Source organism: Ruegeria sp. HKCCSP346 (assembly GCF_017872595.1).
In the GTDB taxonomy this organism is placed as follows: Bacteria; Pseudomonadota; Alphaproteobacteria; order Rhodobacterales; family Rhodobacteraceae; genus Ruegeria.
This window is the reverse complement of sequence record NZ_JAEDOT010000001.1, coordinates 1,456,558-1,481,371: the sequence shown is the minus strand read 5'-3', so window position 1 is coordinate 1,481,371 and position 24,814 is coordinate 1,456,558. Positions and strand designations below refer to the sequence as shown.

Below are 24,814 nucleotides of genomic sequence, written 5' to 3'. Positions count from 1 at the left end.
CGAATTTGACCGAACGGGGACGCTGCCATGAAAGTCGCAACTGCCGCCTACAACCTCGACTGGCTGAATAGCTGGGCGCAATTCGAAGACAAGCTTGAGGGGTGGGTGTCCCAGGCCGCAGGGCAGGGGGCCGAATTGCTGGTCTTTCCCGAATATGGCGCGATGGAGCTGTCGACCCTCGAAGGGGCCGAGATTGCCGGCGATTTGGAGCGGTCGATCCGGGCCGTGTCCGACCGGATGGAGGATGTACAAAACCTGCACACCCGCCTCGCCAAGACGTACAAAACCTACATTCTGGGTGCGTCGGCGCCGGTTGTTGATGGCCCCGGGCGTCCGGTGAACCGTGCCGCCTTCTACGCGCCGGATGGCAGTTTCGATAATCAGGACAAACAGATCATGACCCGGTTCGAACGCGAGGATTGGGACATCGCCCCGGGCGGTCCGCTCAAGCTGTTCGACACCGCACTGGGCAAGATCGGTGTGTTGATCTGTTATGACAGCGAGTTTCCGTTGCTGGGCCGCGCGCTGAGCGAGGCAGACCTGATCCTTGCGCCATCCTGTACCGAAGCGCTTTCGGGTTACTGGCGCGTGCGGATTGGCGCAATGTCAAGAGCTTTGGAAAATCAATGCGTTACGGTCATGGCCTCGCTGGTCGGGAACAACCAGTGGTCCGAGGCGGTGGATATGAACACCGGGACCGGAGGCGTCTTTGGCCCGCCCGACAAGGGGTTCCCGGCCACCGGTGTGCTGGCCGAAGGCACTTTGAATCAGCCGGGCTGGACCTATGCGGATGTCGACCTGTCAGCCATCGCCGAGGTCCGCGCGGACGGTCACGTGCTGAACCGAACCCATTGGGAGGAACAGGCCGCCCGAGTCGAATCGGTCACAATATCCGCTCTTTAGGTGATTCCGCCCTTGAAATAAGGCCGAAATAGGCTCATTTAAGCGCACACCCCCGCAGATTCTGCGGGTGCAACGTAATGATGGAGACAACATGGCCAAGGAAGATACGCTCGAATTTCCCGGTGTCGTGAAGGAACTCCTGCCTAATGCGACGTTTCGGGTCGAGCTGGAAAACGGCCATGAGATCATCGCACATACGGCAGGCAAGATGCGCAAGAACCGCATCCGTGTTCTGGCCGGCGACAAGGTTCAGGTCGAGATGACCCCATATGATCTGACCAAGGGTCGGATCAACTATCGCTTCAAGTAACGCCTGCCGCAATGGCGTTCATTCTCGGATCGGGCAGCCCAAGACGGCTGGACCTGCTGGCCCAGCTTGGCGTGCGGCCCGATGCCATTTGCCCTCCTGACATCGACGAAACGCCCTTGAAGGGCGAGCTTCCGGTTCCGTATTGCCACCGCATCACGCGCCAAAAAGTGCAGGCTGTTCAGGCAGATAGAGGTGACGTTACCCTCTGTGCAGATACCACCGTGGCCTTGGGGCGTCGGATTCTGGGAAAGCCCGAGGATGCGGGGCAGGCAGCGGAGTTTCTGCATTCCCTGTCTGGTCGTCGTCACCGCGTGATCACCTCGGTTGCGGTCCGGCGCGGAGACCGTGTGCTGCAGCGTGATGTCGTCTCACAGGTCAAGGTCAAACGCCTGTCGGATGTCGAGATCAACGCCTATCTGGCGACCGGAGACTGGCGCGGCAAGGCAGGCGCCTATGCGATTCAGGGGCCCGCAGGGGCTTTCATTCCATGGATTTCGGGGTCGTTTACAGGCATCGTTGGCCTGCCCCTGTCCGAGACCGCGGCCTTGCTGCAAGGCATCGGCTATCCACTGTATCGAGAGGCATCATGAAAGGTCGCACCATTGTTCTGGACCACATCCAAGGCCGCGAAGCGGCTGCGCTGATGGTCGACGGCAAGTTGGATGACTTCTTGATCGCCACAGACGCACCCGCGCCCGGCACGATCTATCGCGCCCGCGCTGACCGCCTGGTCAAGGGGCAGGGCGGAATGTTCCTGACCACGCCAGATGGCCCTGCTTTCCTGCGACAAGTCAAAGGCTTGGGTCCCGGTGCCCTGTTGTTGGTACAGGTTACCGGCTTTGCAGAGCCAGGCAAAGCCATACCGGTGAGCAATCGCATCCTCTTCAAAAGCCGCTATGCGATTGTTACGCCGGACGCTCCGGGCCTGAACATTTCGCGCAGTATCAAGGACGAGGACACACGCGATCAACTGCTTGAAATCGCCCACGAGCAGATGGGTGACAGCGCCTATGGATTGATCCTGCGCTCCTGCTGCGCTGGTGCGGATGCCGAAGAGATCTCGGAAGACCTCTCGGCCATGTTGACGCAGGCCGAGCAGGTGATGAATGACGACGGGACCGAGCCTGAACTTCTCAGCGAAGGTGACAGCCCCCATATCCTTGCCTGGCGCGACTGGACCGACCCGGCCGAAGTCGTGACACAGGCGGGCGGGTTCGAAACCCACGGCGTTCTGGATGCGCTGGATACCGTGCGTGGAGCGTCCGAGCCTTTGCCGGGCGGAGGGTATCTTTACATCGAACCCACACGCGCGTTGGTCGCCGTGGATGTGAACACCGGAGCGGACACCTCGCTGGCGGCGGGCATCAAGGCCAATTTCGCCTGCGCCAAGATGCTGCCCCGTGCTTTGCGCGTACGTGGGCTGGCTGGTCAGATAACGCTGGACCTCGCTCCCATGCCAAAGAAGGATCGCCGCGGGTTTGAGTCCGCTTTGCGTGCCGCGTTCAGATCAGACCCGGACGAGACGATTCTTGCAGGCTGGACCCCGCTGGGCCACTTTGAGTTGCAGCGAAAGCGTGGTCGCGTTCCTGTAATGGAGATCCTGAAATGAACTGCCCGATTTGCGGAGGCGAGACCGAGCAGAAGTTTCGTCCGTTTTGTTCCAGGCGGTGTGCGGACATTGATTTGGCCAAGTGGCTGAACGGGTCCTACTCGGTTCCGTCGCAGCGCGAAGATGACCTTGAAGCCGAGGATGACACGCAGGACTTCACGCCAAAGCGACCGCATTGAAAAAATGTGAAAAAGCCTCTGGACACCGCTGGTAGCAAGTCATAGAAGGCCCCCACCCAACGACGAACGTCGTTCCCGTGCCCGGGTAGCTCAGGGGTAGAGCAGTGGATTGAAAATCCTCGTGTCGGTGGTTCGATTCCGCCCCCGGGCACCACTTCCTCAGGTAAGCCCTTGGCTTCACTCCGGCTTTTAACAGCAGGTTGGAGCCGTAGGCCATGGCAGAGACCATTTCACCCAAGTACACCTTCGTGAAAGAGGGTGTTTTTTACTTCAGTCGCCGCATCCCCAAGGAGCTTTGCCGCTACTACTCTTCTTCTCGGATCGCATTTTCTTTGCGTACTCACTCGGTAAACGTAGCGGCGACGATAGCAAGAAGAGCAGCTGATCAACTGGATGAGTATCGGCTTCATCTGAAGTCGAAGGATGCGCAACTGCGTGGAAAGTACATGTTGCGTCTTGGCGCAGCCAACTCCGCCGTAGCGCCAGTTGTTCTAAACGAGACTTCTGCTGCTTCTGTGCTGTTGTCAGAGGCAGTCGAGATTTATCTTACACAGAAAGGTCAAGGACGCCCCGTGACGTTTCACCGGGGTGCCGAGAGAACGTGCGGCTACGTGATTGATGTCTGTGGCGACAAACACCTTGAAGTCTATATCAAAGCCGACGTGAACGGGTGAACAACCTGACGGTCTGACCGCGGATTACCTGATCAGGTCGGGCTTCCCGGCGATCTGGTCAGGTGAGCACAAGCAGTTTGCTGAACTCAGATCTACAGACTCTCCCAAGGTCACCAAACTCGTACCGCCGGAATGGCGAACTGAGACTGCGGCCCGAAATCGACCATTGTTGCGCATAAACTCGGGTCTCAGCTGGAGTAGCCGGATGATAACCTGCTGAAAACACGCGCTAATAGGCGGCCAAATTCTCAGTGCGTGATTCTAGAGAAAATCATGGCTGGGGTGGTAGGATTCGAACCTACGATACACGGTACCAAAAACCGCTGCCTTACCACTTGGCTACACCCCAACAGTGAGCGGCTATCTACGATTGTTGTTGGCGGGGATCAAGAGCGTTTTGTCAAAAAAACTCAGGTTGAACCGATTTTTTTCAGGGCAGTCATTGGGTGTCGATCAACACGGCTCCGGTCCGGTTTCCATCCTGCACCATTGCATGCGCAGATGCGCATTCTTCCAGTGCAAAGACCTTTTGAACAGGGCAGGTCAAAGCGCCATCCGTCAATGCCTTGTGAAGGGTTTCCACGGCTTTGGTACGAAGATCCAGCGGAAGAAGGTAAATCAAAATGGTCTCAAGCGTCATGGCTTTGAACATCATCGGTCCGAATGGAAACACGGGGGTCATGTCTTGGGCAGAGCCATAGGCGTTGATGCGACCGTTCTCGGCAATGACCGCGGCGTTTGTTTGAATATTCCGGCCGAATTCGACGTCGATAATTCGGCCGATTGTCTTTCCTTCATTTGCATCGAGAATTTCGGAGGAAAGATCCTTGCTGGCGTAATCAATCACGATATCTGCGCCGGCTTCTCGGACCCGGTCAAAGTTGCGAGGGCTGGCGGTCGCGATCACGCGCGCGCCTGCCCATTTGGCAAGCTGAACGGCCAGAAAGCCGACGGTGCCCGCGCCACCGTGTATCAAGATCGTTTGCCCATCGGGGCAGCCGCCTGAAAACACCGCGTGGCAGGCGGTAAGACCGGGAATGCCCAGAATCGCGCCGGTCTGCATCGACACCGCATCCGGCAGAGCCACGGCCTGGGCATCGGGAAGGGTGATGTGGCTGGCGGCGGTGCCGAAAGGGCGTTGCCATTGCCCGTTCCAGATCCACACGCGCTGCCCGATCCGAGATACGGATACTCCGTCGCCAACGGCCGAAATCACACCAGCGCCGTCACTGTGCGGGATGATCAGGGGGAACGGAGGCTCTGTCACGCCCGGTCTGGTCCCGGCGCGGGCTTTGACGTCGGAAGGGTTCACTCCGGAAAAGGACAGCTCTACCGTGACCTCGCCCGGACCCGGCGGGACCGGAGAGAGGTCCTGCATCCGCAGGACATCGGCCGGGTCTCCGAAGTTGGAATATGTAACTGCGCGCATGATCGCCTCCGTTTTGGTCGAGTTTCACAGCATATCGGCAGGAAACTCAAACACCTTGTCGCGTGTCCGCAACGCGGGGGAAGGTCGGCCCTGTGGTTATTCGCGAATCTCGGACGGGTCGACCCCCCAAAGGTTCGACTTCAAGGTCCAACCCCGATACCCGCCGGCGGTGATCCGGCACCAGTCCAGCGAACAGGTTCCCAGTCGGGCCACGACCCCGGATTCGAAATGCGCATTCACGGGGGAGGTCGGATCGGGTCGGGCATAGACAGGCAGCATTTCGGATTCAATCAGTACTGTCCGAACACCCGACAACAGGGCGTAGTGAACCCAGCCTCCGGCGCCGTCGCGGTCCTGAACCCGTCGCCAGTTGCCGTATTCGGCAGTGACTTGAAGCGGCATTCCGCGCCGTTTGAACACCCAGTCGATTCGATGTGTCAAAGAAGGTCCGCGTCGCACGTTGCCTTCTGCTGCTTTCATCGAGACATAACGGGGCAGGGGGAGGTTGGTGACGGATCCTCGTTTCACGTCGGCATGAGCAGCCCATGCGCCGAACATGATCAGAAATACGGATAGTGCCGCCAGACAGCGGCGATTTACCGGTCGAATACCACTCACTGACTGCCTGCTCTTATGCCTGTTGATCCGGTTCCGAAAAAAGGTCGACTCAATGCCAAAGGGGTTCTTGTGCCCCGCCTTATCCTGCGCCACGATGCCATGGCGCGCGTCCGTTTGCAAAGCAGTGGGAGGGCCGAGGTGCCAAGAGAACGTTTGAGTGTTGTCGTTACGCGACGGTTGCCCGAAGCGGTCGAAACACGTTTGAGCGAGTTGTTTGATGTGCGCTTGCGCGACGATGACACTCCGATGACGCGCGAAGAACTGGTGGCCGCAGTGCAGGACGCCGATGTCCTGGTGCCTACGGTGACTGATGCGATTGATGGCGGTCTGCTGGGGCAGGCGGGCGAAAGGCTGAAGCTCATCGCCAATTACGGTGCCGGTGTCGACAATATTGACGTGTCCACAGCGCGCCAGCGTGGGATTCTGGTGTCGAACACGCCGGGGGTTCTGACCGATGACACCGCCGACATGACCATGGCCCTGATTCTGGCCGTTACCCGACGCATTCCCGAAGGTCTGAGCGTGATGCAGCAGGGAGATTGGTCCGGCTGGGCGCCCACCGCGTTTCTGGGAGGCCGTATCGGTGGTCGTCGTCTGGGCATTCTGGGCATGGGCCGGATCGGGCAAGCGGTGGCGCGGCGTGCGAAAGCGTTTGGAATGCAGGTCCATTATCACAACCGCCGCAGGTTGCGCACCGAGACCGAGCAGGAGCTGGAGGCAACCTATTGGGAAAGCCTCGATCAGATGGTCGCGCGGATGGATGTGATCTCGGTCAATTGCCCCTCAACGCCGTCGACCTTCCATCTTATGAACGCACGTCGTCTGAAACTGATGAAACCCTCGGCAGTGATCGTGAACACGTCACGTGGTGAAGTTGTGGACGAAAACGCCCTGACCCGGATGATCCGCGCAGGTGAAATTGCGGGGGCGGGGCTGGATGTCTACGAACAGGGCACTGACGTGAACCCGCGCCTGCGGCAGCTGCCCAATGTGGTTCTGTTGCCTCATATGGGATCAGCCACGCTTGAGGGCCGGGTGGAGATGGGCGAGAAGGTCATCATCAACATCAAGACCTTCGAAGATGGCCACCGCCCGCCGGATCAGGTTGTGCCAGCAATGCTCTAGCGCTCTGGAAAGGAGCAGGAATGGACGTCTATGAAGGAGGGTGCCGTTGTGGAAATCTGCGCATCAGGGCTTCGGGTCGTCCTCTGCGGGTCGGAATCTGTCACTGTTTGGACTGCCGCAAGCATCATGGCGCGGTTTTCTATGCGGCGGCCGTTTTCCCGGACGACAGAATAGAGGTTTCCGGCGAAGCGCGTGGTTATGCTAACAGGTATTTTTGCCCCGGCTGCGGCTCTCCGGTCTTTGCGCGCAGCGGAACCGAAGTGGAGGTGCATCTTGGATGCCTTGATGCGCCAGATCAGTTGGCGCCAACATATGAAAGCTGGGTAATCCGGCGTGAAGCTTGGTTGCCCGAGTTCCGCGGTATGACCCGCTATGATCAGGATCGATTGGTGGGCGACGCAAAGGCTTAACGCGTGCTGCGGACGCCGGCCATTTGCTGATGGCGTGCAGGTTGGACTTGTTCAGAGCGTGTTCGGCGCGCAGTTTTGATAATCAGGGATGTATCGGAGGATTTGATCAGATGAGACGTGTTTCAGTTCTACTGTTTTCTGCATTTTGTTTTGCAACTCCGGGGGTCGCTCAGGAAGCGGCCGATGCCGTTGCGCCCGAAACGGCCACGGAAGGGCAGGTACAGGCCATGACCGACGAGGTCATCGCGGCGCTCGAGGCCAAACTGGATGGCGTTCCGGTCACGTCCCAGAACTGGATGGTCGCCGCGGCCAACCCGCTGGCGGTGGAAGCCGGTGCCAGAGTATTGCGCGCAGGTGGGTCTGCCGCAGACGCCATGGTTGCGGTGCAGGTCGTGCTGGGCCTGGTCGAACCGCAATCCTCGGGCTTGGGCGGCGGTGCGTTTCTGGTCTGGTACGATGCAGCGACCGGTCAGATGACAACTCTGGACGGGCGAGAAACGGCGCCGCTGGCGGCTACACCGACCGTGTTTCAGGACGAAAACGGTGAGCCGCTGAAATTCTTCGATGCGGTTGTCGGTGGGCTGTCCGTGGGGACGCCGGGCACACCTGCTTTGCTGGAAGAGGCGCATCGCCGCTGGGGGCGTTCCTCGTGGCCCGGATTGTTTGCCGATGGAATCCGGTTGGCGGATGAAGGGTTCCTGGTGTCCCCGCGTCTGGCCAGCCTGGTCGAAAAAGATGCCGAGCGTTTGTCGCGCTTTCCGGAAACGGCCGCGTATTTTCTGCCAGGGGGCGCACCGCTGCAACAGGGGCAGCGCCTGATGAACCCGGCTTATGCTGAAACACTGCGTGTGCTGGCCCGCGATGGGGCGGCCGGATTCTATGGCGGTGAGATTGCCGCGGATATCGTGCGCACGGTTCGCAACGCTCCGGGCAATCCTGGTGTTCTGTCCGGTGCGGATCTTGCGCTGTATCAGGTGATCGAGCGCGAGCCGGTTTGCGCGGAATACCGCGCCTATGAAGTCTGCGGCATGGGCCCGCCGTCGTCGGGTGCGCTGACCGTGGGGCAAATTCTGGGGATGCTGAACGGCTATGATCTGGCGGCTATGGGGCCGGAAAGCGCCGAGGCCTGGCGGTTGATCGGGGACGCTTCGCGCCTCGCCTTTGCGGACCGGGGCCGGTACATGGCTGACAGCGATTTCGTGCCCATGCCGACCAAGGGGCTGGTTGATCCGGCCTACCTGTCGCAACGAGCGGAATTGCTGAACACCGAAGGCGCGCTGGCAGATGTCGGGCCCGGTCAGCCGGAGTTCGACCACGCGCTGAACTGGGCGGATGATGTGTCGCTGGAGCTGCCTTCGACCTCGCATATCTCGATTGTAGACAGCTATGGCAACGTGCTGTCGATGACCACGACCATCGAAAACGGCTTTGGCTCACGTCTGATGACGAACGGGTTCCTTCTGAACAACGAACTGACGGATTTTTCGTTCAAGACCCACAGCGATGGTGTGCCGATCGCCAACCGGCTGGAACCCGGAAAACGCCCGCGTTCGTCCATGAGCCCGACCATCGTGATGCAGGATGACGCGCCGGTTCTGGCGATTGGCTCGCCGGGCGGCAGTCGGATCATCGGCTATGTGGCCAAATCGATCATCGCATGGGCCGACTGGGGCATGGATGTGCAACAAGCCGTGTCGCTGCCGCATCTTGTCAATCGTTTCGGAACATATGATGTCGAGGCCGGGACCGCTGCCGAAGGCTTTTCCGACGGGCTGACCCAGTTTGGGTTCGAGGTAAACCCGCGTGACCTGACATCTGGCCTTCACGCCATCGAAATCGGAGACGGGCTGAGCGGTGGTGCCGACCCCCGTCGCGAAGGTATTGCGCTGGGCGAATAGGGCCTCGGTATTTGTGGGGATTGCCGGCACTTGGTGGGCCCTCTAGTCATGGACTGAACGGCCCGCAACGTGCTGGGACAGGGGAGGATGACGATGGTGCAGGCGACCGCTTTGCCTCGGAATGAAACAGGTATTGAAACCGTCATAGGCGTTCTGAAACAACGTTTTGGCGACAGGTTGCAAACGGGTACCGCGATCCGTGAACAGCACGGGCACACCACGACCTGGATCGAAAACCAGAGCCCGGATGCTGTGGTTTTCCCGCATACTACGCAGGACGTGTCGGAAATTGTCAAAACCTGTGCCGCGCACCGGGTGCCGGTGATTCCCTTTGGCACGGGAACGTCGCTGGAAGGGCATGTGAATGCGCCAGCAGGGGGGATCTCGGTCGATCTGATGCAGATGGACAAGGTGCTGGCTGTCCACGCCGAAGATCTGGATTGTGTCGTGCAGCCCGGCGTCACGCGCGAGGCGCTGAACACCCATTTGCGGGATCAGGGTTTGTTCTTTCCGATTGACCCGGGGGCGAATGCCTCGCTGGGCGGTATGGCCGCGACCCGCGCGTCGGGCACCAATGCGGTGCGATACGGAACGATGCGGGACAACGTTCTCAGCCTCGAGGCGGTGATGCCGGACGGCAAGATCATCCGTACCGGTCACAGGGCCAAGAAGTCATCGGCCGGGTATGATCTGGCACGCCTTCTGATTGGGGCGGAAGGCACGTTGGGTATCATCACCGAGCTGACTCTGCGCTTGCAGGGCATCCCCGAAGCGATCAGCTCGGCCAGGTGTTCCTTTCCTTCGGTCGATGCCGCGTGCCGCGCGGTGATGATGACCATTCAGTATGGCATTCCGGTCGCCCGAATAGAGTTGCTGGATGAAATGTCGGTTCAGGCGGCAAACGCCTATTCCGGGCTGAGCCTGCCGGAAACGCCATTGCTGCTGCTGGAATTCCATGGCTCTGAAAGCGGTGCGGCGGAACAGGCTGAAACCTTTGGTCAGATCGCCCGGGAATTCGGCGGTACAGATTTTGCTGCGACCTCGACCACCGAAGAACGGAACAAGCTTTGGCAGGCGCGCCATGATATGTATTGGGCATGTCTGCAACTGCGCCCGGGCGCGCGTGGTATTTCAACGGATGTCTGCGTGCCGATCTCGCGCCTGGCGGAGTGTGTGACAAGCACTCAGCAGAAGGCAGCTGATCTTGGCTTGCTCGCGCCAATGGTGGGGCATGTGGGGGATGGGAACTTTCACTCGCTTCTTTTGATCGACATGCAGAACGCCGAAGAAGTCGCCAAGGCCGAAGAGTTTGTCGGGTGGTTGAACGACCTGGCAATTTCAATGGAGGGCACCTGTACAGGTGAACACGGAATCGGTCAGGGCAAGCGGCCATACCTCATCAAGGAACTGGGCGCCGCCACGCAGTATATGGCCGCAATCAAGGCTGCTTTGGACCCCGAGAACATCATGAATCCCGGCAAGGTTTTGGCGGGCCAATCCTAGCGGTTTTCGCGTTCTGGCCGGCATTGCGCCTTCAAATCGTCCACATGTTCTGGTCTCACCGACTCGGTTAGGAACAGGTGGCCGACATGAGCGCAAAATATCTGGCAGGGTTTGCAGCGATCTGCGGGATCGCCGTTGTTGGGCTGGACTATTATCAGCAGGCCAAGGCATCCGAAAACGGGCTGGGCTTCAAAGGTTATGTTACCTCGGTATCCGCGCGTGTCGGGATTTCGGAAAGTCGGCTTGAAGCTGATGCCCAACCTTCACAGCCCGAGGAACCTGCGGCGAAGACACCGTCAGAGGAAGTTCGGAAACTTGTCTGCACCACGATCGGGACAAGCAAGCGCTGTCGCTCCAGCGGTTGAGATCACGGGTTTCATGTCAGATCTGCGACCCGCATTCGATCATCGGGTCGTTTTTTTCATATCACTGGTCGGATGAATGTCGCGCGATCCCCCTCAAGTGCGCCATATGGTGTCAACTGATTTCAAGGGGAGACGCCCGGTTATGAAAACCCAAGTCAAAGCACTGGTTGTTGGCGGCGGCGCCGTTGGGACCTCGATTGCCTACCATCTGGCCAAAGCGGGCTGGGATGATGTGATGTTGATCGAACGGGACGAGCTGACGTCCGGGTCCACCTGGCACGCGGCTGGTCTGCTGCCATTGTTCAACATGTCCTATGCGACAACTCACATCCACAAGTACTCGGTCGACTTCTACAAGACGCTGGAAGAAGAAACCGGGCTGAACGCGGGCTTTGCCGTCGTCGGCAACCTGCGCATGGCACAGACGCAGGAGCGCATGGATGAGTACATGCTCTACGCCTCCACCGCCGAAACCTGCGATGTTGCCTATGAGTGGCTGACCCCCGAGCAGATCAAGGAACGTTGGCCGTTGATCGAGACATCGGATCTGAAGGGCGCAATCTACCATACCGAAGACGGGTATATTAACCCGGCTGATGTGACGCAGGCGATGGCCAAGGGGGCCCGTCAGCGTGGCGTCGAGATCGTGCGCAAGATGCAGGCGGATGCCTTCCACTGGAACGGCACCCATTGGGAAGTCACCTGCACCAAAATGGTGGAAAAAGGCGGCAACCTTGTCGAAAGCGACGAAAAGGTTGTGATCACTGCCGAACATGTCGTCACTGCATCGGGCAACCACGCACAGCGCACCGCCAAGATGCTGGGCATCAAGATGCCGGCGATCCCGGTCGAACACACGTTTATCGTCATGGACAAGGACCCTGAACTGGTCAAATGGCGCGAAGCAGGCAACCCGGAACACCCCGTCGTGCGCGACGCCGACAATGAATCCTACGCCCGTGAAGAACGCGGCGGCTGGATTCTGGGTATCTATGAACATGGCGCCCCCGCGCGGTTTGAACACGGTGTACCGGACAGCTTCCGCGCGGATCTGTTCCCGCTGGATTTGGATCGGATTGCGGATCAGTACATGGCGATGGCCGAACGTGTGCCGTCCTGTGCTGAATCCGGCCTGAAAGACGATTTCAACGGCCCGATCTGCTATACGCCTGACGGCAACCCGCTGGTCGGTCCTGCGCCGGGCCTGCGCAACATGTGGCTGGCCGAAGGTTTCAGCTTTGGTATCACTGCCGCAGGCGGCACCGGCTATTATCTGGCGCAGATGATGGTCGATGGCGAAGCCGAAATCGATATGGCCTCGCTGGACCCCAAACGCTATTCCAGCAACTGGATGACCACCGAGTTCGCGGCCCGCAAGAACGAAGAGTGCTATGAGCACGTCTATATCCTGCACCACCCGGACGAAGAGCGTGAAGCCTGCCGTCCGCTGCGGACCGTTCCGGCCTACGACCGTCAGAAAGCGCGCGGTGCCCAGTTCGGCTGGGTCAACGGCTGGGAACGTCCGAACTACTTCGGCCCTGTCGATGCGCCCGAGAACTTCGACAAAGAAGCACGCTCGTTCCGTCGTGGCGGCTGGTGGCAATATGCCGTCGAAGAAGCCAAGGCGATCCGCGAAGGCGTTGGCCTGATCGACGCATCGGCCTTCACCAAGCACGTCGTCAAAGGCCCCGGTGCGACCCAGTTCCTGGATTGGTTCACCTGCAACAAGCTGCCCAAGGTTGGTCGTATCAACCTGACCTACGCGCTGACATCGCACGGCACCACCCGCACCGAATACACCATCGTCCGCAATGGCGAGAACAACTATTACCTCGTCTCTGCCGGTGCCTGGACCGAGTACGACGCCGATTATCTGCGCAAGGCGGCCGAGGACAAGATGGAGGAGTTCGGATATATCGAGATCCAGGACGTGACCACGCAATGGGGTGTTTTCGCCATCGCCGGACCCAAGTCGCGTGACGTTCTGAAAGAGGTCATCAAAGATGCCGATCCGGAAACCGCACTGTCCAACAAGCGCTTCCCTTGGCTTTCGGCGCGCCAGATCGAACTGGGCATGTGCCCGGTCAACGCGATCCGCGTGGCCTATACCGGTGAGCTGGGCTGGGAACTGCACCACCCGATCGAGATGCAGAACTACCTGTTCGACCTGCTTGAAAAAGCCGGCGAGAAGCATGGCATGAAGCTGGTCGGTGCGCGAGCCCAGAACTGGCTGCGTCAGGAGAAATCCTATCGCGCATTCGGCACCGAACTGGGCCGCGACGCGACACCGCTGGAAGCCGACCTGCCGCGTTTTGTCGACCTGTCCAAGGACTTCTACGGTAAGGCCAAGCTGGAAGAGACCGGCGTGCGCGTCAAATGCTGCACCCTGCTGATCGACGGACCGGACGATGCCGATCCGTGGGGCCGCGAGGCGCTGTACACACCGGAAGGTGAGCGCGTGGGTCGATTGACCTCGGGCGGCTACTCGGTGGCGTTCGAGAAATCCATTGGCATGGGTTACGTGAAGCCCGAAATGGCGGTCGAAGGCACCAAGCTGCAGGTCAAAATTCAGGACAAGCTGTGGGATGCGGTCGTCACCTGCGACAGCCCCTACGATCCGAAAAACGAAACCATCCGCAAGGACGGTTGATCGAAGAAAGGCCCCGGAAACCTTCGGGGCCTTTTCTTTTTGTCATCCAGACAGTTCGTCGAAGCATTCCAGCGCCTTGGCCGCGTACATCATGGCTGGGCCGCCGCCCATCTGGATCGCCATGGCCAACACGTCGGACACTTCTTCCCGTGTCGCACCGGCCTTGATCAAAGCTTCGGTGTGCAGGGTGATGCAGGGTTCGCATCGCAGGGTGACTGACATGCCCAACGCAATGAATTCCTTGGTCTTGTAGTCGAGCGTCCCGCCCTCTTTGACGGCTTTGCCAAGCGCTCCGAATGCGCGTGACGTATCGGGAATGGATCCGTTCAGGTTTCGCAAACTCTTTCGTGTTGCCGAGAGTTTTTCTTGCCATGCCATTGCTGAGTGCCCTTCTTCATATCTAGCAACTGGAATATGAATTGGGTTGCGGCTGTTTGACTTTGATCTCGATCAGACGTCAGGGCGTTCGGCAATGAACGCTAGATTGTTGGCAGGCATTTCGACCGGTGCCAACGCGAGCAGGCCGACGTTTTCGAACAAATTCAGAATGTCCACGTCGTTTTTATAGCCGATTTCCGGGTCTTGCTGAATCAAAGCCTTATGAAAGCGGACATCCCCGTCACTGGTGAGTTGGCCCGAGCGTTTGAACGGGCCGTACAAGATAAACCGCCCCTTTGGTGACAGGGATTGTGCGACTTCTGAAATGATGGTTCTGGTTTCCTGCCAACTGATCAAGTGAATCAAGTTTATCAAAACGATCAGATCCTGGCCGAAAAACCGCCTGTGCCAGCCTGATGTCGCTGCATCCAGTTCTGCGACCCGCGCGACATTGGGCAGGTTGCGGGTATAGGCATCGATGCTCACGCGCCGCTCAGGGTCAACTTCCGAAGGCTGCCAGGTCAGCCAGGTCAGCACTTCGGCGAAGGCCCTGACATGCTGACCAGTCCCGCTTGCGATTTCCAATGCGTGGCCCTGGGGCGGGCCCCATTCTTGCAACACAGCACACAGGGCGTCCGTGTTCCGGGATGCTGCCGGGGCCACCAGCTTGCCATCTTCAGACGCATTGGCGACGCTTGCAGACGAGGGGAGGCTGCGTTTGATCATCGTTCCAGCCTGTCAGGGGTCAACATGCCTATTATGTCAGGTTCTAGCTCGGGTGTGTTTCCGACAACAAGATCGCACAGCAGTTGCGAGGCCGCCGGTGAGGTTTGAAAACCATACCCGCCCTGGCCGCCACACCAGACAAACGAAGGGTCCAGCGGGTCGCGCCCAAGCACCAAGGTCCCGTCTGGGGCAAAACTGCGCAATCCTGCCCAATTCGTTTCAACTCTTGTGACAGGCTCGGTCATCAGTTCCTCATACCGTGCCAGACCTTCTGCCAGCACCATATCATCGGCATAAGCATCCTGTGGCGGAACTGGATCGGCTTCGGATGGTGAAACCAGCAACTTGCCCGCATCCGGTTTGGCGTACCATGTTTCGCCGGCGCCCAGCATCATCGGCCAGATGGAAACGTCATGCCCTCCGGGGGCGGGAAGACGCGCCATCGACCGACGGCGAGGTGTGAGGCCGATACCGGGCAGCCCCGCAAGCTGTGCAACCTCATCCACCCAGGCCCCTGCTGCGTTGATCAGAGTGCGGGCTTCAAAGATCTCACCGGCCTCAACCACCCAGTGCTTTTCTTTTCGAATGCCGGTGACTCTGCTTTTCGTCGAAACCGTTCCATCGTTTTGCCGGATGGTCCGGGCGAAATCCTGCAACAGGCGATCCGTATCGATGTCAAAGGCCGCTTCGCTGATGGCTGCAAACCCGACCTTGTCCGGATCCAGAATCGGAACGCGCGATATCGCCTGATCCATCGGTATTTTCACCATGTTCAGATCGGCGCAATCGGCTTCGAACATGTCGGGCTGGTCAATTGCCCCGACCAGCATCAATCCGCGCGGGGTCAGGTAACCGCCATTCTGCGTATGAAGAAAGGCAGCCCCCGCTTTGTTCAATGCGACGACCGAAGGCGGTCCATAGCTTTCTTCGAACAACGCCGCTGACCGGCCCGAGGCGTGATAGCCCAGGGCATCTTCCGCTTCCAGAACCATCACGGTTCCGTGCTGCGACAGGCGCGCACCGGCGCTCAGCCCGGCGATGCCGCCTCCGATTATCAGGAAATCAATCATGACTTGCGATCCATCCTGTACAGAGACGCTACAGGTTCCTTGAGTTTCATGCTGACGCCAAAGCTCCTCATTCGCCACGCGTTTGGTTTTCCGGACTATAAGCAGCCTTGAAATTGTGCTTCAACCCGGTCAAAGAAGTATCAAAATAAACAGGAGGGTAAGGTGACCGCAGCAGACGTTCATCCAATGGCCACAGGGCATATTCCAGGATATGTTGTCGCAGCTGACGGAAGCGATTACCTTTTCTCCGCCATGGTCGTTTTTTTCGTCGTTCTCGTGGTGCTGATCGGTGTCGGATACCTGACGCTGCATTCGGTTCCTGAAAAAATGGCCCACGAAAACAATCACCCGCAATTTCAGTTGGTGGGTATTCTGGCGCTGCTGGCGCTATTTACCCATAATGGGCTTTTCTGGGTTGCTGCAATATTGGTCGCAGGGTTTCAGTTTCCGGATTTTGCCACCCCGCTTCGAAACATTGCCGATGCCATTCGTTCTCTGGGTCGGTCACCTGTTCTGGAACCAGTGCCTGAAACAACGGTGCCGGCATCGTCAGAATCCGAACCCAGCGACGCGCAGGAGCAAGCCACATGATCGAGACCATGCTCTGCGCCCTGATAACGGTGCTGCCCGACTATCTGTTCCGCCGTTTTGTACAGGGCAAGCGGATCGGTCACGAGATTACCTTGTTCACCATGTGGTACGAACTGCGCTGGGGTTTGACCACCTGTGCCATTCTGGCGCTGACCGTCATTACCACACTGTTTTATTTTCATCCGGCCAGCAAAACCGCGGCATCCTATTTCCGAACGGTGACCATTCTGCCGCAATTGGGCGGTCGTGTTTCCGAGGTTTTCGTCAAGAACAACGAACTGGTTACCGCAGGACAACCGATTTTCCGGATCGAGGATTTCAGCCAGACTGCTCAGGTTCAGGCGGCAAATGCGCAGATTGCACAGGTGCAGGCCTCGCTTAAGGTTGCGGAAACCGATTTGGCCGAGGCGGAAGCTGGAATTGCAGGTGCCAAGGCAGCGCTTGCGCAGTCTCTGGAGGATCTTGAGCGCAACACAACCTTGCGAGATGAGGGTTCAAGCGCCGTAAGACTGGCCGAGATTGAGAGGCTGGAAAACCTTGTCGCCGAGCGAGAGGCCCAGGTTCTTGCAGCGGAATCCAAACGTGCTGCGGTTGAGCAGCAGATCGAAGAACTGATCCCCGCGCAGCTGGCCAGTGCCATTGCGCAACTGGATGCTGCGCAGACCGAGTTGGACAAGACGGTGATCACCGCGGGCGTCACAGGGCGGGTCGAACAGTTCGGCCTTCAGGTCGGTGACTACGTAAGCCCATTGTTGCGCCCCGCGGGCATTCTTGTGCCATCGCACACAGGGCATGATCGTTTTCAGGCCGCTTTCAACCAGCTCTCTGCCCAGGTTATCAAGCCGGGCATGATTGGTGAATTGGGCTGCATGACAAAGCCATTCACCGTGATCCCCACCGTGGTGGTCGAGGTGCAGGATGTCATCCCGTCCGGCCAGATCCGCCCATCGGACGAACTGCGGGACGTGCAGACCAACAACAATCCGGGCTCGATTCTGGTCTATATGGAGCCGCTATACAAAGGTATGGCCGATGACATTCCGCCGGGCAGCAATTGTCTGGCCAATGTCTACACAGACAACCACGAGCGGCTGGAGCACGAGGATCTGGGCTTTTGGGAGGCGGCCTTTCTGCACGTGGTCGACACGATCGGCGTGGTACATGCCGCGGGTCTGCGCCTGCGTTTGATCCTGATGCCGGTGAACACTCTGGTTTTGACCGGGCATTGATCTGATCTTGGCAATCCGAACGCGAAGGGCCCGGCAAGTTTTGCCGGGCCTTTTGGTTTCTTAAAGCGCTGCTTTGAACAGCTGCGTCAGGTTGTCTTTCGTCAACTCAATCGGGTTGCCGCCGCATGACGGATCGATGATCGCCCCTTCGACAAGCTCTGGGATAGAAGCTTCGGTCACACCCAATTCGGACAATGTGCGGGGGATGCCAAGGCTGTCGTTGAAATTCTGCACGAAGGCGCGGAAACCATCGAAGCCGCCGTCGATGCCCAGATATGCCGCAGCTTGCTGGAACCGGTCTGCAATGGCCGGGGCGTTGAAGTCCAGCACAGCGGGCATGCAGACGGCGTTCGTGGTGCCGTGATGGGTGTTGAATACCGCACCTATTGGGTGGCTCATCGCGTGGATCGCGCCAAGGCCCTTCTGGAAAGCCGTTGCGCCCATGGCAGCGGCGCTCATCATCTGGGCGCGGGCCTCGATATCGGTGCCGTCTGCATAGGCACGGGGCAAATACTCCTTCACCAGTCGCATACCCTCCAGCGCGATGCCCTGGCTCATCGGGTGATAATGCGGGCTCGAGAAGGCTTCGACACAATGCGCGAAGGCGTCCAGGCCAGTTCCTGCCGTGATGAACTTGGGCATCCCGACGGTCAGCTCCGGGTCGCAAATCACCACGGTCGGCAGAACCTTGGGATGAAAGATGATCTTCTTGGCATGGGTCTCGGAATTGGTGATGACGCTCGCGCGGCCCACTTCCGATCCTGTCCCTGCGGTGGTCGGAACGGCAATGATTGGCGCGATCACGTCGGCATCGGCTCGTGTCCACCAGTCGCCGATATCCTCGAAATCCCAAACGGGGCGCGTCTGACCGGCCATGAAGGCGACCATCTTGCCCAGATCCAGACCAGAGCCGCCGCCAAAGGCGATCACCCCGTCATGACCACCTGCGTTATAGGCCGCAACTCCGGCTTCAAGGTTCTTCTCATTCGGGTTGGGGTCCACATCGCTGAACAGGCCGCAGCCCAGTCCCGCGGCTTCCATGATGTCCAGTGTCGCGCTGGTGATGGGCAGATCGGCCAGCCCCTTGTCCGTGACCAGCAATGGTTTCTTCATTCCGGCGGCGGCGCAGGCTTCGGGCAATTCCCTGATGCGCCCGGCTCCGAATTTGATGGCGGTCGGATAGGACCAGTTTCCAACAAGTGTCATGTCAGGTTTCCTTTGCAAAATAAGGCCTGCTTCGGCGAGGGGGTGGGTCCGAAGCAGGCCGTCGTCCTTAGCCCGTTACCTTTTTGAGGTGGTAGGATTTGGGACGTGTCAGGTTGTGATATCCGATGACGGACAAACCGCCGCCGCGCCCGGTATTCTTGCAGCCCGTCCAGCACAGGCCGGGGTCCAGATAATCGGCGCGGTTCATGAACACGGTCCCGGTTTCGATCCGGTCACCTACCCGCGCTGCACGATCCACATCGCGGGTCCACAGGCTGGCAGTCAGGCCAAACTCACTGTCATTCATCAAGGCGATGGCCTCCTCATCCGAGGACACTTTCATGATGCCCACCACGGGCCCAAAGCTTTCGTCCCGCATCACGCGCATGTCATGAGTGACATTGGTCAGGATTTGCGGTGTCAGGTACGCGCCACCATCGTCTTCTGCGAAGGTGTCGATATGCGCGACCGCACCGGCTGCAACCGCCTCGGCGATCTGGGCTCGCACCTCATCGGCAAACCGCACATTGGCCATCGGGCCAATCGTTGTCTCGGCATCCAGCGGATTGCCCAGCTTGTAACCCTTCACAATGTCCACGGCCTTGGCGACGAAGTCATCATAAAGGGTTTCGTGGACGTAAATCCGCTCGATTCCGCAGCAACACTGGCCCGAATTGAACATCGCACCGTCAATCAGCGTGTCGACCGCCGCATCTAGGTCGGCGTCGTCCATGACATAGCCGGGATCCTTGCCGCCCAGTTCCGTGCCGACGCCGGTAAATGTGCCCGCCGCGGCACGTTCCATCGACCGACCGCCGCCGACTGATCCGGTGAAGTTCACGAAATCAAATGCATTGCCCGCGATCAGGTCGTTGGTCACGTCATGGCTCAGGAACACATTCTGGAACACGTCCTCGGGCACACCTGCCGAATGGAATGCCTTCGCCATACGCTCGCCCACCAGCAACGTCTGTGTCGCGTGTTTCAGGACGACCGTATTGCCCGCGATCAGCGCCGGTGCGACCGTGTTGATCGCCGTCATATAGGGATAGTTCCAGGGCGCCACCACAAAGACCACCCCATGAGGAATGCGCTTGATGTAGCGTTTGAACGTTTCGTCTTCGCCGACGGCGATATCTGCCATGGACGTCTCGGCAATCTCCGCCATATGGCTGGCGCGTTCGTTGAATCCACCGAACTCGCCGCCATAACGCACCGGGCGTCCCATCATATGGGCCAGTTCCGGCACGATCTCATCGTTCATGGCGCCAACGGCGGCCACACCCGCCATCACAAGTTCGATCCGCTCCTGAAACGGACGGGCTGCCCATTCCGCCTGAGCAGCCCGAGCACGCGCCGCGGCCCCGAACGCGGCCTCTCGCGACAACACTTCACGTTCGGCAAAAACCGATCCGTCGATCGGCGAGACACATTTCAACATCTGCCCCATTTTCACTCCATTTCCGAAAGAAACAGGATCCCTGCTTCATCTGGCCCAAAATATCCCGGGGGTCTGGGGGCAGAGCCCCCAGCGTGACCCGACCTCACGCCCGCTCGAACCCGCGGGCAATTTCCCAATCCGTGACCACGCGTTCGAACTCCTCGATCTCGACCTCTGCGGCACGGGTATAGTGGTCGACGACGTCATCGCCCATGGCCGCGCGCAACATGACCGATCCGTGCAGCGCATCCCGCGCCGCACGAAGGTTGCCCGGGATCATGGCAGTCTCACCCTGATAAACGTCGCCCTTGGTCGGCGGTTGCAGATCCAGCCCTTCCTCGATGCCCGCGATCCCTGCCGCCAGCATGCCAGCCATCGCCAGATAGGGGTTCATATCTGAGCCCGGAATTCTGCACTCGACGCGTACGGCCTTGGTGCCGTCACCGCACAGGCGGAACCCGGCGGTGCGGTTGTCCACAGACCAGATGATCCGCGTTGGCGCGAAGGTGCCTTTCATGAAGCGTTTGTAACTGTTGATGTAAGGTGCCATGAAATAAGTGTAATCAGGGGCATATTTCAGCAGCCCAGCCATATAGCTTTTCATCAGCGCCGACATGCCCAGATCGTCCCCGGCGTCATAGAAGGCAGGCTGTCCATCCGCCCACAGTGACTGGTGCACGTGGGATGAACTGCCGACTTTCTCGTGGTGCCATTTCGGCAGGAACGTCGCTGCGTGACCATGTTGCCACGCGATCTCTTTCACAGCGTTCTTGGCGATCGAATGATACTCGGCCGTTTCCATCGCGGGCGCGTATTTGATGTTCAGCTCTTCCTGTCCGGTCTCGGCCTCACCTTTGGAGTTCTCAACCGGAATGCCCGCATCCCACAGATGGTTGCGGATCGGACGCATCACATGCTCTTCCTTGGTGGTCTGAAGGATGTGATAGTCTTCGTTATAGCCCGAGATCGGCTCCAGATCCCGAAATCCTTCCTTGCGGATCTGGTCAAAGCTTTTCTCGAACAGGAAAAACTCAAGCTCGGTCGCCGTCATGGCGTCATAACCCATTGCTTTCAAACGGCTGACCTGTTTTTTCAGGATTGAACGCGGCGCGTGCGGCACTTCCTCGTGCGTGTGATGATCCAGCACGTCACACATCACCATCACCGTGCCTTCAAGCCACGGCACCGGGCGCAGGGTGCTGAGGTCCGGTTTCATGACATAATCGCCATAGCCCCGTTCCCAACTGGTCGAGGCGTAGCCATCGGGTGTCGCCATCTCCAGATCGGTGGCCAGAAGGTAGTTGCAGCAATGGGTCTCTTCCCATGCGCCAGCCACGAAATGGCCCGCGTGAAAACGCTTGCCCATCAACCGGCCCTGCATGTCCACCATGCAGACCAAAACCGTATCAACCGAACCTTCGGATACCTGCGTTTTCAGATGTTCGAACGTGAGCATGTGCCACCTTTGTCTTTGCCGAAATCCTTCATCGGCCATTCGTTCTGTCAGACCCGCCCCCATGCAAGGGGCGGGTCGCTTGGCCAATTCTTAGCCGTAGCGGTAGGGCCGTCCAGCCTTGAGCATGTCGGCGTTGTACTGTTTGAAGATTTCAACAACCTTCGCCTTGGTTTCGGATTCGGCTGCGATCTCGTCCCAGAAGGCAACGGCAGCGGCTTCGACGGTTGCCCATTCTTCGTCCGGAATCGACGTCAGCTGCATCTTGTCTCCGTTGACGCGCAGGCTGGCTTCGCCGCCCCAGTACCACCACTGACGATAATAGTGTGACTGATCGGTGCAGACGCGGAACAGGGTCTGCAAATCTTCGGGCAGCTCGTTCCAGCGATCCATGTTGGCAAAGAACGAACCGGCCCAGGCGCCCGAGATGTTGTTGGTCAGGAAGTAGTTGGTCACATCCGCCCAGCCGACTGTGTAGTCTTCGGTGATGCCGGACCACGCGATGCCGTCCAGCTCTCCGGTTTGAACCGCGACTTCGATGTCTTCCCAGGGCAGGGTGACCGGCACAACGCCGAACTGAGACAGGAAGCGGCCCGCGGTCGGGAAGGTAAATACACGTTTGCCCTGAAGGTCTGCCAGGCTGTTGATCGGGTCCTTCGTTGCAAAGTGGCACGGGTCCCAGGCACCGGCCGAGATGTGCTTGACGCCGACTTTCGAGTATTCCTCGTCCCAGATCTCGTTCAGCCCGTACTGGTTGAACAGAACCGGCACGTCCAGCGAGTAGCGCGAGGCAAAGGGGAAATAGCCGCCGAACACGGTGACCTCGGTGGGCGACGCCATCGAGTCATCATCCGACTGCACGGCATCAATCGTGCCGCGCTGCATGGCACGGAACAGCTCGCCCGTCGGAACCAGCTGGTCGGCATAGAACAGCTCGATCTGCATCCGGTCTCCGGCGATCGTGTTGAACATCTTGATGGCCGGGTCGATCACGTGTTCGGCCAGCGCCGGGCCGGCATAGGTCTGCATCCGCCATCTGATGGTCGATTGCGCCAGTGCAGGCGTCGCCAGAGCAGCGGCGGGAGCGGCCGCAGCACCTTTCAGAAATGTACGTCTGTTCGTCATTCTCTCTCTCCGTTGGTCAGTTTCGATTGTGCGGGGATTGCCCGCGAAGCCCCGGTTTGATCCGGGATCATTTGTTGTAGATGTATTCAGGCAGCCACAGCGCGATCTGCGGGAATGTCATGATGATCGCCAGCGCCAGCGTCATCACCATCACGAAGGGCAGGATCGAACCGTAGATGTCGCGCAGCGATATCTCTGGCGGCGCCATCGCGCGCATCAGGAACAGGTTGTAGCCGAAGGGCGGCGTCATATAGGCGATCTGGGTGGTGATCGTGTACAGAACCCCATACCAGATCAGGTCGAACCCCAATGCACCCACGAGCGGCACGTACAAAGGCGCGACGATCACCAGCATGGCCGTATCGTCCAGAAACGTGCCCATCAGAATAAAGCTGAGCTGCATCAAGATCAGGATCACCCACGGGTTGAGGCCCAGCCGTTCGGTAAACAGGTTCTCGATTGCCCGAACGGCGCCCAAACCGTCGAAAACAGCGCCAAAGGCAAGCGCAGCCAGAATGATCCACATGAACATACAGGTGATGCCCAGCGTTGACCGTACAGACGTCTCGAAAACCTCACGTGTCATACGGCCCTTGAGGATGGCCGCGGCGAACGCCGTCAACGCACCGATGGCCGAGCTTTCAACAAGCGAGGTCCAGCCGTTGACGAAGGGCACCATCATTGCGGCAAAAATACCCAGGGGCAGCAGGCCCGCGCGCAACAGGCGCAGTTTCTCTGCCATGGGCACGTCGCGCTCCTCGGCTGACAAGGCGGGCCCTAACGCCGGGTTGATGCGGCAGCGGATCACGATGTAAAGGATGAACATTGCGGCCATCATCAGCCCGGGAAGCAGCCCTGCAAGCCAGAGCTGCCCGACAGGCTGGCGCGCGATCATCGCGTAAAGAACCAGCACGACGGAGGGTGGCACAAGAATACCTAATGACGATCCGGCTTGTATCACCCCGGTCACCATTTTCTTGTCATAGCCGCGTTTCAGAAGTTCCGGCAGCGCAATGGTCGCGCCGATGGCCATGCCTGCGACACTCAACCCGTTCATGGCCGAGATCAGCACCATAAGACCGATCGTGCCAATCGCGAGCCCACCGTTCAGGCCCCCCATCCAGACGTGGAACATCTTGTACAGATCGTCTGCAATTTTGGATTCGGCCAGAACATAGCCCATGAAGATGAACATCGGCAGGGTCAGCAGCGGGTACCATTTCATCAGCTTCATGGCGGCCGAAAAGCCAATGTCATAGCCGCCGCGATCCCCCCACAGAAACAGGGCGGCCATCACGGCGACAAATCCAATCGCGCCAAAAACGCGCTGACCGGTCAGCAGCATCAACATCATGGTCGAAAACATCAGGATGGCGATCAATTCGTAAGACATCAGATCACCTCGCGCGGGATGTCATCGCCCCTGAGGCGCAGAATATCTTTGAACAGTTCCGAGATTGCCTGAAGCAGCATCAGGAACAGACCCACGACCATGATGACCTTGATTGGCCACAGATAGGGACGCCACGCGGTCGGGCTGCGTTCACCATATTGCAGCGAATAGCTCAGCGAGTCGTATCCGCCGTAGATCATCACGCCCAGGTAGATGATCAGGAAAAGGACGGTGATCGCATCCGTCCACGCTCGACGGCGGTCGGACCATTCGCCGTACAGCAGGTCCATGCGGACGTTGGACCCCATCTGGATCGAATAAGGGCCGCCCAGAATGTAGTAGGCGACCATTGCGAACTGGGCCATTTCCAGGGTCCATAGCGATGGCAGAAAGAACGTTTTCGAGATCGAGGACCAGAGCAGGATGCCCATCATGACGAATATTCCGTACATGACAACGCGCCCGATCCAGCGGTTCGTGCGGTCAATGACCGCCACATATCCCCGCATGAAATTCATCTCGATACCTC

At 59.0% G+C, this 24,814-nt stretch carries 25 protein-coding genes and 2 tRNA genes; 15 read left to right on the top strand and 12 right to left on the bottom strand.

Annotated features, from left to right (window positions below):
* Positions 1 to 27: 27 nt before the first annotated feature.
* The 7 genes from I9185_RS07440 (at position 28) to I9185_RS07410 (ending at position 3,675) form a co-directional block, all read left to right on the top strand.
* Positions 28 to 903: a carbon-nitrogen hydrolase family protein gene (locus I9185_RS07440; RefSeq protein ID WP_171722824.1), complete on the top strand. Its 876-nt coding sequence runs from the start codon at positions 28 to 30 to the stop codon at positions 901 to 903.
* 91 nt (positions 904 to 994) lie between these two features.
* Positions 995 to 1,213, top strand: a complete 219-nt coding sequence (gene infA, locus I9185_RS07435) for a translation initiation factor IF-1 (protein ID WP_005978431.1) — start codon at positions 995 to 997, stop codon at positions 1,211 to 1,213.
* Positions 1,214 to 1,224: 11 nt separating this feature from the next.
* Positions 1,225 to 1,803 (top strand): Maf family protein, encoded by a 579-nt coding sequence (locus I9185_RS07430; RefSeq protein ID WP_171634104.1) that lies wholly within the window; start codon positions 1,225 to 1,227, stop codon positions 1,801 to 1,803.
* The gene (locus I9185_RS07425) at positions 1,800 to 2,822 is read left to right on the top strand and encodes a ribonuclease E/G (RefSeq protein ID WP_210092681.1); all 1,023 of its coding nucleotides are present in this window, start codon (positions 1,800 to 1,802) and stop codon (positions 2,820 to 2,822) included. Before I9185_RS07430 ends, I9185_RS07425 begins: the two co-directional genes overlap by 4 nt.
* A complete protein-coding gene (gene yacG / locus I9185_RS07420) occupies positions 2,819 to 3,001 on the top strand; it encodes a DNA gyrase inhibitor YacG (RefSeq protein ID WP_171634093.1) in 183 nt (60 codons plus the stop codon). The genes I9185_RS07425 and yacG overlap by 4 nt, the downstream gene beginning before the upstream one ends.
* A 79-nt stretch (positions 3,002 to 3,080) precedes the next feature.
* Positions 3,081 to 3,155, top strand: a tRNA-Phe gene (locus I9185_RS07415).
* Between the two features lie 61 nt (positions 3,156 to 3,216).
* Complete coding sequence (locus I9185_RS07410; RefSeq protein WP_210092680.1) at positions 3,217 to 3,675, top strand: DUF6538 domain-containing protein; 459 nt, start codon at positions 3,217 to 3,219, stop codon at positions 3,673 to 3,675.
* 274 nt (positions 3,676 to 3,949) lie between these two features.
* On the opposite strand, the gene I9185_RS07405 is transcribed toward I9185_RS07410, so the two are convergent.
* The 3 genes from I9185_RS07405 to I9185_RS07395 all read right to left on the bottom strand — a co-directional run bounded on the left by I9185_RS07405 (position 3,950) and on the right by I9185_RS07395 (position 5,662).
* Positions 3,950 to 4,024, bottom strand: a tRNA-Gln gene (locus tag I9185_RS07405).
* Between the two features lie 90 nt (positions 4,025 to 4,114).
* Complete coding sequence (locus tag I9185_RS07400; protein ID WP_210092679.1) at positions 4,115 to 5,104, bottom strand: NADPH:quinone reductase; 990 nt, start codon at positions 5,102 to 5,104, stop codon at positions 4,115 to 4,117.
* Positions 5,105 to 5,200: 96 nt separating this feature from the next.
* A complete protein-coding gene (locus I9185_RS07395) occupies positions 5,201 to 5,662 on the bottom strand; it encodes an SH3 domain-containing protein (RefSeq protein ID WP_171205541.1) in 462 nt (153 codons plus the stop codon).
* A 198-nt stretch (positions 5,663 to 5,860) separates the two neighbouring features.
* Here I9185_RS07395 and I9185_RS07390 point away from each other — a divergent pair, with 198 nt between their 5' ends.
* From I9185_RS07390 to I9185_RS07365, 6 genes are all read left to right on the top strand, one after another.
* A complete protein-coding gene (locus I9185_RS07390) occupies positions 5,861 to 6,847 on the top strand; it encodes a D-glycerate dehydrogenase (RefSeq protein WP_171630745.1) in 987 nt (328 codons plus the stop codon).
* Between the two features lie 20 nt (positions 6,848 to 6,867).
* On the top strand, positions 6,868 to 7,257 hold the full coding sequence (locus tag I9185_RS07385; RefSeq protein WP_171630747.1) for a GFA family protein: 390 nt from the start codon (positions 6,868 to 6,870) through the stop codon (positions 7,255 to 7,257).
* A gap of 110 nt (positions 7,258 to 7,367) precedes the next feature.
* Entirely contained in the window at positions 7,368 to 9,155 is a 1,788-nt protein-coding gene (gene ggt / locus I9185_RS07380) for a gamma-glutamyltransferase (protein WP_171722838.1), read from the top strand.
* A gap of 93 nt (positions 9,156 to 9,248) precedes the next feature.
* Positions 9,249 to 10,658, top strand: coding sequence for an FAD-linked oxidase C-terminal domain-containing protein (locus I9185_RS07375; protein ID WP_210092678.1), 1,410 nt, complete (start codon positions 9,249 to 9,251; stop codon positions 10,656 to 10,658).
* 86 nt (positions 10,659 to 10,744) lie between these two features.
* Positions 10,745 to 11,023: a hypothetical protein gene (locus I9185_RS07370; protein ID WP_171630753.1), complete on the top strand. Its 279-nt coding sequence runs from the start codon at positions 10,745 to 10,747 to the stop codon at positions 11,021 to 11,023.
* 142 nt (positions 11,024 to 11,165) lie between these two features.
* Positions 11,166 to 13,673, top strand: a complete 2,508-nt coding sequence (locus tag I9185_RS07365) for an FAD-dependent oxidoreductase (protein ID WP_171630755.1) — start codon at positions 11,166 to 11,168, stop codon at positions 13,671 to 13,673.
* A 42-nt stretch (positions 13,674 to 13,715) separates the two neighbouring features.
* Here I9185_RS07365 and I9185_RS07360 read toward each other — a convergent pair whose 3' ends face one another.
* From I9185_RS07360 to I9185_RS07350, 3 genes are all read right to left on the bottom strand, one after another.
* Positions 13,716 to 14,051 (bottom strand): carboxymuconolactone decarboxylase family protein, encoded by a 336-nt coding sequence (locus I9185_RS07360; protein ID WP_210092677.1) that lies wholly within the window; start codon positions 14,049 to 14,051, stop codon positions 13,716 to 13,718.
* 72 nt (positions 14,052 to 14,123) lie between these two features.
* The gene (locus I9185_RS07355) at positions 14,124 to 14,777 is read right to left on the bottom strand and encodes a DUF938 domain-containing protein (protein WP_210092676.1); all 654 of its coding nucleotides are present in this window, start codon (positions 14,775 to 14,777) and stop codon (positions 14,124 to 14,126) included.
* A complete protein-coding gene (locus tag I9185_RS07350; RefSeq protein WP_209832397.1) occupies positions 14,774 to 15,847 on the bottom strand; it encodes an FAD-binding oxidoreductase in 1,074 nt (357 codons plus the stop codon). Before I9185_RS07350 ends, I9185_RS07355 begins: the two co-directional genes overlap by 4 nt.
* Before the next feature lie 162 nt (positions 15,848 to 16,009).
* On the opposite strand from I9185_RS07350, the gene I9185_RS07345 reads away from it, so the two are divergent.
* Both I9185_RS07345 and I9185_RS07340 read left to right on the top strand, forming a co-directional pair.
* A complete protein-coding gene (locus I9185_RS07345; protein WP_348539719.1) occupies positions 16,010 to 16,438 on the top strand; it encodes a hypothetical protein in 429 nt (142 codons plus the stop codon).
* On the top strand, positions 16,435 to 17,667 hold the full coding sequence (locus tag I9185_RS07340; RefSeq protein ID WP_171630763.1) for a biotin/lipoyl-binding protein: 1,233 nt from the start codon (positions 16,435 to 16,437) through the stop codon (positions 17,665 to 17,667). Before I9185_RS07345 ends, I9185_RS07340 begins: the two co-directional genes overlap by 4 nt.
* Before the next feature lie 60 nt (positions 17,668 to 17,727).
* Here the strand turns inward: I9185_RS07340 and I9185_RS07335 are convergent, their stop codons facing one another.
* The 6 genes from I9185_RS07335 to I9185_RS07310 form a co-directional block, all read right to left on the bottom strand.
* Positions 17,728 to 18,873 (bottom strand): iron-containing alcohol dehydrogenase, encoded by a 1,146-nt coding sequence (locus I9185_RS07335; RefSeq protein WP_171630765.1) that lies wholly within the window; start codon positions 18,871 to 18,873, stop codon positions 17,728 to 17,730.
* 67 nt (positions 18,874 to 18,940) lie between these two features.
* On the bottom strand, positions 18,941 to 20,323 hold the full coding sequence (locus tag I9185_RS07330; protein WP_210092675.1) for an aldehyde dehydrogenase family protein: 1,383 nt from the start codon (positions 20,321 to 20,323) through the stop codon (positions 18,941 to 18,943).
* A gap of 94 nt (positions 20,324 to 20,417) precedes the next feature.
* Positions 20,418 to 21,770 (bottom strand): glutamine synthetase family protein, encoded by a 1,353-nt coding sequence (locus I9185_RS07325; RefSeq protein ID WP_171205338.1) that lies wholly within the window; start codon positions 21,768 to 21,770, stop codon positions 20,418 to 20,420.
* A 90-nt stretch (positions 21,771 to 21,860) separates the two neighbouring features.
* Entirely contained in the window at positions 21,861 to 22,892 is a 1,032-nt protein-coding gene (locus I9185_RS07320; protein WP_170343589.1) for a TRAP transporter substrate-binding protein, read from the bottom strand.
* A gap of 67 nt (positions 22,893 to 22,959) precedes the next feature.
* Positions 22,960 to 24,285 (bottom strand): TRAP transporter large permease subunit, encoded by a 1,326-nt coding sequence (locus I9185_RS07315; RefSeq protein ID WP_171205339.1) that lies wholly within the window; start codon positions 24,283 to 24,285, stop codon positions 22,960 to 22,962.
* Positions 24,285 to 24,803 carry a TRAP transporter small permease subunit gene (locus tag I9185_RS07310; RefSeq protein ID WP_170343591.1) on the bottom strand — a complete coding sequence of 173 codons (519 nt, stop codon included), beginning with the start codon at positions 24,801 to 24,803 and terminating at the stop codon, positions 24,285 to 24,287. The genes I9185_RS07315 and I9185_RS07310 overlap by 1 nt, the downstream gene beginning before the upstream one ends.
* Positions 24,804 to 24,814: the final 11 nt, after the last annotated feature.

Coding starts and splice junctions, on each gene's coding strand:
- I9185_RS07440 (WP_171722824.1), top strand. CDS start 28: ATGAAAGTCGCAACTGCCGCCTACAACCTCGACTGGCTGAATAGCTGG.
- infA (WP_005978431.1), top strand. CDS start 995: ATGGCCAAGGAAGATACGCTCGAATTTCCCGGTGTCGTGAAGGAACTC.
- I9185_RS07430 (WP_171634104.1), top strand. CDS start 1,225: ATGGCGTTCATTCTCGGATCGGGCAGCCCAAGACGGCTGGACCTGCTG.
- I9185_RS07425 (WP_210092681.1), top strand. CDS start 1,800: ATGAAAGGTCGCACCATTGTTCTGGACCACATCCAAGGCCGCGAAGCG.
- yacG (WP_171634093.1), top strand. CDS start 2,819: ATGAACTGCCCGATTTGCGGAGGCGAGACCGAGCAGAAGTTTCGTCCG.
- I9185_RS07410 (WP_210092680.1), top strand. CDS start 3,217: ATGGCAGAGACCATTTCACCCAAGTACACCTTCGTGAAAGAGGGTGTT.
- I9185_RS07400 (WP_210092679.1), bottom strand. CDS start 5,104: ATGCGCGCAGTTACATATTCCAACTTCGGAGACCCGGCCGATGTCCTG.
- I9185_RS07395 (WP_171205541.1), bottom strand. CDS start 5,662: ATGTTCGGCGCATGGGCTGCTCATGCCGACGTGAAACGAGGATCCGTC.
- I9185_RS07385 (WP_171630747.1), top strand. CDS start 6,868: ATGGACGTCTATGAAGGAGGGTGCCGTTGTGGAAATCTGCGCATCAGG.
- ggt (WP_171722838.1), top strand. CDS start 7,368: ATGAGACGTGTTTCAGTTCTACTGTTTTCTGCATTTTGTTTTGCAACT.
- I9185_RS07375 (WP_210092678.1), top strand. CDS start 9,249: ATGGTGCAGGCGACCGCTTTGCCTCGGAATGAAACAGGTATTGAAACC.
- I9185_RS07370 (WP_171630753.1), top strand. CDS start 10,745: ATGAGCGCAAAATATCTGGCAGGGTTTGCAGCGATCTGCGGGATCGCC.
- I9185_RS07365 (WP_171630755.1), top strand. CDS start 11,166: ATGAAAACCCAAGTCAAAGCACTGGTTGTTGGCGGCGGCGCCGTTGGG.
- I9185_RS07360 (WP_210092677.1), bottom strand. CDS start 14,051: ATGGCATGGCAAGAAAAACTCTCGGCAACACGAAAGAGTTTGCGAAAC.
- I9185_RS07355 (WP_210092676.1), bottom strand. CDS start 14,777: ATGATCAAACGCAGCCTCCCCTCGTCTGCAAGCGTCGCCAATGCGTCT.
- I9185_RS07350 (WP_209832397.1), bottom strand. CDS start 15,847: ATGATTGATTTCCTGATAATCGGAGGCGGCATCGCCGGGCTGAGCGCC.
- I9185_RS07340 (WP_171630763.1), top strand. CDS start 16,435: ATGATCGAGACCATGCTCTGCGCCCTGATAACGGTGCTGCCCGACTAT.
- I9185_RS07335 (WP_171630765.1), bottom strand. CDS start 18,873: ATGACACTTGTTGGAAACTGGTCCTATCCGACCGCCATCAAATTCGGA.
- I9185_RS07330 (WP_210092675.1), bottom strand. CDS start 20,323: ATGGGGCAGATGTTGAAATGTGTCTCGCCGATCGACGGATCGGTTTTT.
- I9185_RS07325 (WP_171205338.1), bottom strand. CDS start 21,770: ATGCTCACGTTCGAACATCTGAAAACGCAGGTATCCGAAGGTTCGGTT.
- I9185_RS07320 (WP_170343589.1), bottom strand. CDS start 22,892: ATGACGAACAGACGTACATTTCTGAAAGGTGCTGCGGCCGCTCCCGCC.
- I9185_RS07315 (WP_171205339.1), bottom strand. CDS start 24,285: ATGTCTTACGAATTGATCGCCATCCTGATGTTTTCGACCATGATGTTG.
- I9185_RS07310 (WP_170343591.1), bottom strand. CDS start 24,803: ATGAATTTCATGCGGGGATATGTGGCGGTCATTGACCGCACGAACCGC.